Raw genomic sequence first — 10401 nt, 5'->3', positions numbered from 1 at the left:
TTCGAGCCCCTACGACGGGGACGGGCTCGTCGCCCCCGTCGCCGAGCGCCACCGGCGCGCCGAGCCCGTCCCCGTCGTAGGGGCTCGAACGACGAGCGGCCCAACCCACCGAATCCGCAGCCGCCCGACCCCACCGCAATCCGCAGCGGCTCAATCCACCGGGTCCGCCGGATGCGGCGCCAGCAACGGCAGCTGCGACGCCAGCCGCTCCTCGCACAGCTCGACCAGCCGGTCGTAGCCCGCCTTGCCCATCAGCTCGGTCAGCTCCGCCCGGTAGGACACATAGACCGGATCGCCCGCACCGTGCGCCGAGGTCGCCGAGGTGCACCACCAGTGCAGGTCGTGGCCGCCCGGACCCCAGCCCCGGCGGTCGTATTCACCGATGGACACCTGGAGCACGCGCGTGTCGTCGGGCCGGTCGATCCACTCGTACGTCCGCCGGACCGGCAGCTGCCAGCACACGTCGGGCTTGGTCTCCAGCGGCTCGCGCCCCTCCTTCAGGGCGAGGATGTGCAGCGAGCAGCCCGCGCCGCCGGCGAAACCGGGCCGGTTCTGGAAGATGCACGAGCCCTGATACGGGCGGGTCTGCCGGTCGCCGTCCTCGTCGACCGAGACCCAGCCGGTCTGGGTCCCCACGTCGTGGTTCTGCCAGATTTCCGGCGTGAGCCTCGCCACATGCCCGGCGACCCGCTTCTCGTCGTCCTCGTCGGAGAAGTGCGCGCCCAGCGTGCAGCAGCCGTCGTCCGCGCGGCCCGCCTGGATGCCCTGGCAGCCGCTGCCGAAGATGCAGTTCCACCGAGAGGTCAGCCATGTCAGATCGCACCGGAAGATCTGCTCGTCGTCCGCCGGATCAGGAAATTCCACCCACGCGCGCGCGAAGTCGAGGCCCTTCTCGTCGCTCACCTGCGGGACCTTCGGCTGCTTGGCCGCCTTCGCCTGCGAAGAACCCTTGCCGGATTTGACCTTCTTGGCCGACTTTTCATCCTTCGCCTTTTTCGTCTTTGGCACGGGACCAGGGTAAGTCGCCCGGAACCCGTTCCGGGACCGCCGGGGTGGCGGTCCCGGTCTTCGCTGGCAGTAGCGTTCTGTCCATGAGACTCGGTGTCCTCGACGTGGGATCGAACACGGTGCACCTCCTGGTGGTGGATGCGCACCCGGGCGCGCGCCCCTTGCCCGCGCATTCGCACAAGGCGGAACTGCGCCTTGCGCAACTCCTCGACGAGGACGGAGCGATCGGCCCCGACGGCGTCGACCGGCTGATCGGCGTCGTCCGCGAGGCGCTCCAGGCCGCCGAGGACAAGGGCGTCGAGGACCTGCTGCCCTTCGCCACCTCCGCCGTGCGCGAGGCCACCAACGCCGACGACGTCCTCGCGCGCGTGCAGGCCGACACCGGCGTCGAGCTCCAGGTCCTCACCGGCGCCGAAGAGGCCCGCCTCACCTTCCTCGCCGCCCGCCGCTGGTTCGGCTGGTCGGCGGGAAAGCTGCTGGTCCTGGACATCGGCGGCGGCTCCCTGGAGATCGCGTACGGCATCGACGAGGAGCCCGACGCCGCCGTCTCCCTTCCGCTCGGCGCGGGCCGCCTCACCGCCGCCTGGCTCCCCGGCGACCCGCCGGACCCGGAGGCGATCCGCACCCTGCGCCGCCATGTCCGCGCCCAGATCGCCCGCAGCGTCGGCGAGTTCACCCGCTTCGGCCCCCCGGACCACGTCGTCGCCACCTCGAAGACCTTCAAGCAACTGGCCCGCATAGCCGGCGCCGCCCGCTCCACCGAGGGCCTCTACGTCCAACGCGACCTCAAGCGCGAGTCCCTGGAGGCCTGGGTTCCGCAGCTGGCGGGGATGACCGCGGCTCAGCGCGCGGAACTCCCGGGGGTCTCGGAGGGGCGCGCGGGACAGCTTCTGGCGGGCGCGTTGGTGGCGGAGGGCGCGATGGACCTGTTCGGCGTGGAGACGCTGGAGATCTGCCCGTGGGCGCTGCGGGAGGGCGTGATCCTGCGGCGCTTGGATCACATGGGCTCCGATGGCGCCGCGACAGGGGCGCGGGGAACGGTGCGAGCAACCCCCCACGACCCCGCACCCGCCTATGGCGAACAGCACAACGGCGAATAGGCGAACATCAACCCCGACCCACCCCCCGGACCCACGTACCCTGTCTCCGTGGCAAACCCAGCCGTACGGATCCCGGACGCGAAGGTCGCCCTATCGACCGCCTCCGTCTACCCGGAGTCGACGGCGACGGCCTTCGAGATCGCCGCACGCCTCGGGTACGACGGCGTCGAGGTCATGGTGTGGACCGATCCGGTCAGCCAGGACATCGAGGCCCTGCGCCGCCTCTCGGACTACCACCGCATCCCGATCCTGGCCGTTCACGCCCCCTGCCTGCTCATCACGCAGCGCGTCTGGTCCACCGACCCCTGGGTCAAGCTCCAGCGCGCCCGGGCGGCGGCCGAGAAGCTGGGCGCGAGCACGGTCGTCGTACACCCCCCGTTCCGCTGGCAGCGCCAGTACGCCCGTGACTTCGTCGCCGGGATCTGGCGCATGGCCGACGAAACGGATGTGCGGTTCGCAGTGGAGAACATGTACCCCTGGCGCTACCGCGACCGCGAGATGCTCGCGTACGCCCCCGACTGGGACGTCACCAAGGACGACTACCGCCACTTCACGATCGATCTCAGCCATACGGCGACGGCGCGCTCGGACGCGATCCAGATGATCGACCGCATGGGGGACCGTCTCGGCCATGTCCACCTCGCCGACGGCAGGGGCTCGGCGAAGGACGAGCACCTCGTGCCGGGCCGTGGCACCCAGCCCTGCGCCGAGCTGCTGGAACGGCTCGCCCTGACCGGCTTCGACGGCCACGTCGTCATAGAGGTCAACACCCGGCGCGCGATGTCCAGCGCCGAACGCGAGGCCGACCTCGCGGAGGCGCTCGCCTTCACCCGCCTCCATCTGGCGTCGGCCGCGCAGGTGCCCCGGCGATGACCGACGCGACCGCCCGGAGGCGCGGCAGACCCCGTCGTACGGAATCCGCCGACACCCGCGACCGCATCCTGAACGCGGCCCGCGAGGAGTTCTCCGAGCGGGGCTACGAGAAGACGTCCGTGCGCGCCATCGCCAAGGCGGCCGGGGTCGACTCGGCGCTGGTCCACCACTACTACGGCACCAAGGAGCAGGTCTTCGAGGCGGCCGTCGAAGTCGCCTTCGCGCCGGCCCTGAAGGTGCGTGACGTGGTCCTGGAGGGCCCGCTCGACGACGTCGGGGAGCGCATGACCCGCGTGATCTTCGGGCTCTGGGAGAACCCGGTCACCCGCAAACCGCTGCTCGCGATCGTGCGGTCCGCGGTGAACACCGAGGCGGCCGCGGCCGTCTTCCGCCGACTCGTCTCCGCGCAGCTGATGCGCCGCATCGCCGGTGAGCTCGACGCCCCGGACGCGGAGCTGCGCGCCGAACTGGCGGCGGCGCAGCTCGTCGGCGTCGCGATGATGCGGTACGTGATCAAGATCGAGCCGGTGGCGTCGGTGGACGTGGAGCAGATCATCACGCGGGTGGCGCCCGTGGTGCAGGGGCATCTGACGAATCCCTGAATCCCAGGGACGCGACGAACCGGGACATGACCCATCCGAATCCCTGAGACGCCCATCCCGCATTCCGGACATGGCGTCCGGCTGTCAGTGCCCCGGCGTACGCTCGAAGCAATCAATATTCTCGGCAGATTTCTCCGAAGGAGCGAGCGACGATGCCCGAGCTGAGGTCCCGCACAGTCACCCACGGCCGCAACATGGCGGGCGCCCGCGCCCTTATGCGCGCCTCCGGTGTACCCGGTGCGGACATCGGCCGTAAGCCGATCATCGCGGTCGCCAACAGCTTCACGGAGTTCGTGCCGGGCCACACCCACCTCCAGCCGGTGGGCCGGATCGTCAGCGAGGCGATCGTCGAGGCCGGCGGCATCCCGCGCGAGTTCAACACGATCGCGGTGGACGACGGCATCGCGATGGGCCACGGCGGCATGCTGTACTCGCTGCCCTCCCGCGACCTGATCGCGGACTCGGTCGAGTACATGGTCGAGGCCCACTGCGCCGACGCCCTGATCTGCATCTCCAACTGCGACAAGATCACCCCGGGCATGCTGAACGCGGCCCTGCGGCTGAACATCCCCACGGTCTTCGTCTCCGGCGGCCCGATGGAGTCCGGCCGCGCCACGCTGGTCGACGGCACGGTCCGTACGCTCGACCTGGTCGACGCGATCTCCGACGCCGTGAACGACAAGATCTCGGACGAGGACATCCTCCGTATCGAGGAGAACGCCTGTCCGACCTGCGGCTCCTGCTCCGGCATGTTCACCGCCAACTCGATGAACTGCCTGACCGAGGCCATCGGCCTCTCGCTGCCGGGCAACGGCTCGGTGCTCGCGACCCACACGGCCCGCAAGGGGCTGTACGAGGCGGCGGCCCGCACGGTCATGGACATCACCCGGCGCTACTACGAGCAGGACGACGAGACGGTCCTCCCGCGCAATGTCGCCACCTTCGCCGCCTTCGAGAACGCGATGGCACTGGACATCGCGATGGGCGGCTCCACCAACACGATCCTGCACCTGCTGGCGGCGGCCCAGGAAGCGGGCGTCCCGTTCGGCCTGGAGGAGATCAACGAGGTCTCACGCCGCGTGCCCTGCCTGGCGAAGGTCGCTCCGAACGTCGCCAAGAACCGCACGTACTACATGGAGGACGTGCACCGCGCCGGCGGCATTCCCGCCCTCCTCGGCGAACTGCACCGCGCGGGCCTGCTGAACGAGGACGTACACGCCGTGCACAGCCCGTCGCTCGCGGACTGGCTCAAGACGTGGGACGTGCGCGGCGGCTCCCCGTCGGCCGAGGCGTTGGAACTGTGGCACGCGGCCCCGGGCTGCGTCCGCTCCGCCGAGGCCTTCTCCCAGTCCGAGCGCTGGGAAGCCCTGGACGAGGACGCCGAGGGCGGCTGCATCCGCTCCGCCGAGCACGCGTACTCGAAGGACGGCGGCCTGGCGGTCCTCAAGGGCAACCTGGCGGTCGACGGCTGCGTGGTGAAGACGGCCGGCGTCGACGAGTCGATCTGGACCTTCGAGGGTCCGGCTGTCGTCTGCGAGTCGCAGGAAGAGGCCGTGGAGAAGATCCTCAACAAACAGGTCACCGACGGCGACGTCGTCGTCATCCGCTACGAGGGCCCCAAGGGCGGCCCCGGCATGCAGGAGATGCTCTACCCCACCTCCTTCCTCAAGGGCCGCGGCCTCGGCAAGACCTGCGCCCTGATCACCGACGGCCGCTTCTCCGGCGGCACCTCCGGCCTCTCCATCGGCCACGCCTCCCCGGAGGCCGCGTCCGGCGGCACCATCGCGCTGGTCGAGAACGGCGACCGCATCCGCATCGACATCCCCAACCGGGCCATCGAACTGCTCGTGGACGAGGCTGAGTTGGCGCGTCGCGAGCAGGCCCTGAATGGGGTGTACGCCCCGAAGAACCGCGAGCGCAAGGTGTCGGCGGCGCTTCGGGCTTATGCGGCGATGGCGACCAGCGCGGACAAGGGCGCCGTGCGGGACGTGTCGATGCTGGGCTGAGGTCTTGGGTTCTGGGGCCGCCTCCGGTTGGGGGCGGCCTTCCTTTTGTGGGCTACCAGCTTGCCGGGTTACGGGCGTTCACGGAGAAGACGGTGCCGTCGGGGGCGGTGGCGTAGATATGGCCGTTGGCGACCACAGGGGCGGACAACTCGCCCGCGACCCAGTCCGAGTTCGTGCCCAGCCGTGGTGACGTCTGTCCCAGGAGATTTCCCTTGCGGGCGTTCACGGCGAGCAGCCGCCCGTCGGCGGCGGTCATGTACACGTGGCCGCCCGAGGCGACCGGTGCCGACCCACGGGTCACGGACGTTTCGAGCTGCCACAGCTGCTTCCGTGCCTTCATGTCGACTGCTTCCAACGAACCGCCTGCGCCGAGGAGATAGATGACGTCGTCGCGCACGGTGGCCTGCGCGTCCTGCCGCGGTGTGCGAAGTGCCATGCGGCTTGATGCCCCGGATTCCGGGGTGTAGCGGACGACGGCGTTCGTATCCAGAGGGTCCCGGCCGGTGGAGAGGAAGTAGACCGATCGGCCCGTGGCACCGATGGGCTTCAGAGCCTCCGGCAGCTGTGCCTCCCACCGAACGTCGCCCGTCCTGGGGGCCAGCGCGGTGATCCGCGTATGCGAACCGTCGTAGGACGTGCTCGCTGCGTACGCCAGCGAATCGCCGGTGAACGACGAGATGGACGGTCTGTCCTGGCCTGCCGTCCGGCGGGTCCACTTCGTGTCGCCGGTCGCGCCGTCCACGCCGGTGATGGACTTGTCGGCGCCGACGAGCAGCAGCATGTCACCGACGTATGCCACACCGCTTCCTGTGGGCACGTTGCGCTGCCATCGAGCCTTGCCGGAGGCAGGATCGAGCGCCTCCACACGGAGCCCCTCGTCCATCACGATCTGTACGAGTCCACCCGACAGGACGGGCGGTTCGCTCTTGCTCGACTTACTCACCGAACGCTGCCACAGCACGGTGCCGTCAGACGGATCGAGGGCGAACACCACCCCGGACCGTGAACAGAGCAATTGCCCTCCGCCGTAGGAGCATTGGGGCACGCCCGTGCCTCGGGAGACCGGCTTCGCCTCCCAGGCGCCGAAATCGGCCGACGTGTTGGGGGAACTGTTGCTGTACGGCGTGGCCGCGCCGTCGTTGAGCAACGGAAGCGAGGCGAGCACTCCGCCCACGACAATGCCGAACGCCCCGGCTGCCATGGCCACCTGCTTGCGGAGCCGTCGCTTGGGTCGGCGATCGGACACTTCCACCCGGCGTGGTTCCGGCGCATCACCCGTCCTCTGCGCCGGTATGAACGCCTGTGTGTCGTACGAGGCCGCAACCGAGCGCAGCTCCCGCATCAATTCGTCCGGTGTGGGCCGGTCCTCGGGTTCTTTGGCCAGACACCGCAGCACGAGCGGCGCGAGATTCTCCGGTACGCCGGTCAAGTCCGGCTCGTCGTGTACCACTTGGTAGGCGACGACATAAGGGCTGTCGGAGTCGAACGGCCCACGCCCCGTAGCGGCGTGCACCATCACGGACCCGAGCGCGAAGACATCAGCGGCGGGCCCGACCTCGCGAGGCCGCCGGAACTGCTCGGGTGCCATGAACGGCGGAGTCCCGATCAACTTGCCGGTCTCAGTGCGTAGTTCGCTGTCTTTTGGCCGAGAGATACCGAAGTCGATGACCTTGGGCCCGTCCTCGGCGAGCAGCACATTGCTCGGTTTGAGATCACGGTGCACAACCCCGACACGGTGGATGTCACGCAGCGCCTCGGCCAGTCCGGCCATCAGGCGACGCAACTGGGCAGCGTCCATGGGCCCGTTCCGCTTCACGTGATCGGAAAGCGTCGGCCCGGGAATGAACAGCGTGGCCATCCATGGCTGTTCGGCCTCGGGGTCGGCGTCGACAACAGAGGCGGTAAAGGCCCCGCTCACCCTCCGCGCCGCGGCCACCTCCTGTCGGAACCGCCCCCTGAACTCGGGATCCTTGGCGAACTCGGCGTGCACGACCTTCACCGCGAGCTTCATCCCCGAGGTGCTCCGCGCGATGTGCACGACGCCCATCCCGCCGGACCCGAGACACGACTCCAGACGGTAGTGACCGGCGTACTCGGGAAGTTCCGCTTCCGCACCAGCTCCGGTGTTGCGCTGTGGCGCCATGGGACCACCCCCGTGCTGTTCGTCGGCGCGCGCGACGCACGGAGCCTAGTCGATGACTCGTACGAGACAGAGGCGACTTGCTAGTCTCCGCGTGCGAAGTGTGCACATGTGTTTCATGGCGTGACTTAGGGGAATCAACGGGGCCCATGGCTGTCATGGGATCCAACGGGGGAGGTTTGTCATGTCTGTTGACCGTGCCGCAGAGACCGAGCGTGACGCTGAAGGCGAGTCCGTGACGGTCGCGGCGGCCCTGCGCTCCTACGCGATCGCACCGGGGGTCCGGCTGAATGTCCGCAGCGGCCCTGGAACGAGCTACCCCATCGTGCGGGTCCTGCCCGAGGGCTCCCGAGTACTGATCTACTGTCAGACGCCGGGGACGAGGGTGACGGGCCCGTATGGCACGTCGAACATCTGGGACAACATCAGCAACGGCGAGTACGTATCCGACGCCTATGTGCTCACGGGCAGCGACGGTTACGTGGCCTCGCGGTGCGGCTGATTCCACGACCTCACCTAGAGAGACATCGATGACATCCCTGAGACGCAGATCAGTCATGGTCGGAGGCCTCACCGGCGCCTTCATCATGGCGGGCGCCGGTGCCGCCGAGGCCCTGCGCTACTACGAAGTCGCGCCCGGCCACCGCCTCAACGTCCGCCGCGGTCCGGGTACGCAGTACAGCATCGTCCGCGTCCTGCCCGAGGGCGCGAGGGTCCCCATCTTCTGTCAGACACCGGGCGAGACTGTCACCGGCCCGTACGGCACGTCGAACATCTGGGACAACATCGACAACGGCGAGTTCGTCTCGGACGCCTACGTCAACACCGGCAGCGACGGCTACGTCGCTTCCCGCTGCGGCTGAACCCACGAGGAGCCCGCGGCCACCCCGGCGCCATAATCGACCCGTGAGCGACGATTCCGGCACCCCGGCCACCCCCGCGGGCTCCCACGGCACCCCCGACACCCCGGCCCCCCGCCCCGAACCCATCCGGTTCTTCGGCACGACCTGGGTGAACCACGACAAGGGCTACACGACCCGCCGCATCGCAGCCGCCGCAGGCTCCCTCGCGACCACGGTGGCCGCCTGCCTCGTCCTCCGCTTCGCCTACGAGGGCCTGCAGATCGCCGACACCGGCAGCTTCGTCAACCTCCTGGTCGTCGCCATGTTCGCCGTCTGCACCGCACTCGCCTTCCGGCACACCTGGGACGCCTTCGGCAACCGCCCCGACCCCGAGCGCCAGTCCTCCCTCCGCGGCCTCCTGGCCATCGGCTTCGTCGGCTCCCTCCTCGCCTACTTCATCCGCTCCCTCGTCGAGGCCCCCGGCGAGCGGCTCCACCGCAGGGAGTACGCAGCGGCCCGCGAACGCCACGAGAAGCGGACGACACGCCGCTCGGGCAACCCTTCGAAGAAGAAGCGGCGGGGGAGGGGCTAGGACCGTGCTTGGCTGAGGGCGGTCGCGGCCGTGCACTGGTCGCGGGGTTGAGCGCGCCCCACACCCCTCTCACCGGTCTTACCGGAATCTCACCGCGGCCGCCCCCACCCCGTCCACCATGTCCCTATGACGGCTTCCTCCCACCTCACCCGAGCCCTCTCCTTCAACGCGGCCGCAGCCCAGTACGCCGCCAACCGCCCCTCCTACCCGCCCGCCCTCTTCGACGCGATCGAGGACCTCGCCGCCCGCCCGTTCACCGGCGCCCGCGTCGCAGACATCGGCGCCGGCACCGGCATAGCGACCGCCCTCCTGCACGCCCGCGGCGCGGAGGTGATCGGCGTCGAACCGGGCGACGGCATGGCGGCCCAGTTCCACCGCACCAACCCCGGAATCCCCCTCATCCGAGGCAGCGGCAACGCCCTCCCCCTGGCCACCGCCTCCGTCGACTTCCTCACCTACGCGCAGGCATGGCACTGGACCGACCCGGACCACGCGGTCCCGGAGGCGCTCCGCGTCCTGCGCCCCGGCGGCGCACTCGCCCTGTGGTGGAACACGTACGCCCTGGACGTCCCCTGGATCGCCGCCCAGGTCCACCGCATCGCACACGCCTTCGGCACCGACCCGGTCGTCGATACGAACGGTGCCAGCACCCGCGCCGCCGACCCCTCCGGCCGCCTCGACTTCACCCGCCGCATGGTCCGCTGGAGCCGCCGCGTCTCCCTCGACACCCACCTGGCCAATATCGGCAGCCACTCGATCTTCCTCGTCCAGAGCGACGAAACCCGCACCGCCTTCCTGGCCGAGGAGAAGAACCACCTCCTGACCCTCTTCCCTCACGGAACCGTCGAGGAGACCTACGACGTGGACCTCCTCGTCGCCACGCACACCTGACCCGCATGGCGGCGCCCGCCATGGCGCCGCCGCCGCACATGCGCGCCCCAACGTCCCCGCAGCCCGACCAGCAGCTCCGACACAGGGACGATCCCCACGCGCGCGCACGTCCGCATAACCGTCCCCATCCCCGCCCACGCATAGCGGCAGCGCAACGAGGAACCCGCCGGGGAAACAGAACAAACCAGCCGCACCCGCAGGGCACACCAGGGGCACCTCGCGCAGAGCGCCGGAGATGCACGGAACGGCCGTCGGCCCGGAGGCGGGCGCGCGCGGAGGTGCGAGGTCGTCGCCCCGAAGGCGCCCGCGAGGGTGATGTACGACCCTCGCCCCAGCCCCAGGAGCAG

General features: G+C 69.8%; 10 protein-coding genes. 8 read left to right on the top strand and 2 right to left on the bottom strand.

The features are described 5' to 3' along the window. Positions 1-150 precede the first annotated feature (150 nt). The gene (locus ACTWQO_RS47975; RefSeq protein ID WP_443243721.1) at positions 151-1008 is read right to left on the bottom strand and encodes a hypothetical protein; all 858 of its coding nucleotides are present in this window, start codon (positions 1006-1008) and stop codon (positions 151-153) included. 83 nt (positions 1009-1091) lie between these two features. On the opposite strand from ACTWQO_RS47975, the gene ACTWQO_RS47970 reads away from it, so the two are divergent. From ACTWQO_RS47970 to ilvD, 4 genes are all read left to right on the top strand, one after another. Further along, entirely contained in the window at positions 1092-2108 is a 1017-nt protein-coding gene (locus ACTWQO_RS47970) for a Ppx/GppA phosphatase family protein (RefSeq protein ID WP_443243720.1), read from the top strand. Between the two features lie 48 nt (positions 2109-2156). Beyond that, a complete protein-coding gene (locus ACTWQO_RS47965; RefSeq protein WP_443243719.1) occupies positions 2157-2981 on the top strand; it encodes a sugar phosphate isomerase/epimerase family protein in 825 nt (274 codons plus the stop codon). Then, a complete protein-coding gene (locus tag ACTWQO_RS47960) occupies positions 2978-3583 on the top strand; it encodes a TetR/AcrR family transcriptional regulator (protein WP_443243718.1) in 606 nt (201 codons plus the stop codon). Before ACTWQO_RS47965 ends, ACTWQO_RS47960 begins: the two co-directional genes overlap by 4 nt. Before the next feature lie 152 nt (positions 3584-3735). Continuing rightward, positions 3736-5589 carry a dihydroxy-acid dehydratase gene (gene ilvD / locus ACTWQO_RS47955; RefSeq protein WP_443243717.1) on the top strand — a complete coding sequence of 618 codons (1854 nt, stop codon included), beginning with the start codon at positions 3736-3738 and terminating at the stop codon, positions 5587-5589. A 52-nt stretch (positions 5590-5641) separates the two neighbouring features. Here ilvD and ACTWQO_RS47950 read toward each other — a convergent pair whose 3' ends face one another. Beyond that, a complete protein-coding gene (locus ACTWQO_RS47950; protein WP_443243716.1) occupies positions 5642-7732 on the bottom strand; it encodes a serine/threonine-protein kinase in 2091 nt (696 codons plus the stop codon). 181 nt (positions 7733-7913) lie between these two features. On the opposite strand from ACTWQO_RS47950, the gene ACTWQO_RS47945 reads away from it, so the two are divergent. The 4 genes from ACTWQO_RS47945 (at position 7914) to ACTWQO_RS47930 (ending at position 10054) form a co-directional block, all read left to right on the top strand. Then, positions 7914-8231, top strand: a complete 318-nt coding sequence (locus ACTWQO_RS47945; RefSeq protein ID WP_443243715.1) for an SH3 domain-containing protein — start codon at positions 7914-7916, stop codon at positions 8229-8231. Positions 8232-8286: 55 nt separating this feature from the next. Further along, entirely contained in the window at positions 8287-8592 is a 306-nt protein-coding gene (locus ACTWQO_RS47940) for an SH3 domain-containing protein (protein ID WP_443243722.1), read from the top strand. 43 nt (positions 8593-8635) lie between these two features. Then, positions 8636-9163, top strand: a complete 528-nt coding sequence (locus ACTWQO_RS47935; RefSeq protein ID WP_443243714.1) for an EamA/RhaT family transporter — start codon at positions 8636-8638, stop codon at positions 9161-9163. A gap of 126 nt (positions 9164-9289) precedes the next feature. Then, the gene (locus tag ACTWQO_RS47930; RefSeq protein WP_443243713.1) at positions 9290-10054 is read left to right on the top strand and encodes a class I SAM-dependent methyltransferase; all 765 of its coding nucleotides are present in this window, start codon (positions 9290-9292) and stop codon (positions 10052-10054) included. Positions 10055-10401 lie beyond the last annotated feature (347 nt).

Source organism: Streptomyces sp. 4N124 (genome assembly GCF_052245395.1).
Classification (GTDB): domain Bacteria; phylum Actinomycetota; class Actinomycetes; order Streptomycetales; family Streptomycetaceae; genus Streptomyces.
This window is presented reverse-complemented; position numbering and strand designations above follow the sequence as displayed.